The sequence below is a fragment of the Citrobacter sp. TBCS-14 genome (genome assembly GCF_005280805.1).
Taxonomy (GTDB): domain Bacteria; phylum Pseudomonadota; class Gammaproteobacteria; order Enterobacterales; family Enterobacteriaceae; genus Citrobacter; species Citrobacter gillenii.
This window is the reverse complement of sequence record NZ_SZWM01000318.1, coordinates 1-258: the sequence shown is the minus strand read 5'-3', so window position 1 is coordinate 258 and position 258 is coordinate 1. Positions and strand designations below refer to the sequence as shown.

1 pseudogene is annotated in these 258 nt (G+C 55.8%); it reads right to left on the bottom strand.

Features of this window, described 5'->3' with window-relative positions:
- Positions 1-258, bottom strand: a pseudogene (locus FDX22_RS15295) (FAD-binding oxidoreductase); the annotation flags it as partial.

Below are 258 nucleotides of genomic sequence, written 5' to 3'. Positions count from 1 at the left end.
TTTCCGGTCAGATATCGGGTGTCCAGCCAGCGTTCAAAAATAGCCTCGCCGTCGAGTTGTTGTCCGCCGCGTTGGCACACACGTTCGCTGATAGCCATTACTGCATCGACAATCTCAGGCTCCCCCTCATCCGCAATCAACAGGACATTGGTCTCTGGCAGACCAAACTGCACGCCGCTTTCCAGGTTATCGTACAAACGCAGTGCCGCCGGATTCGCCCCATGCTGTAAGATTTCGCGACATGCCTCCAGTCCACTG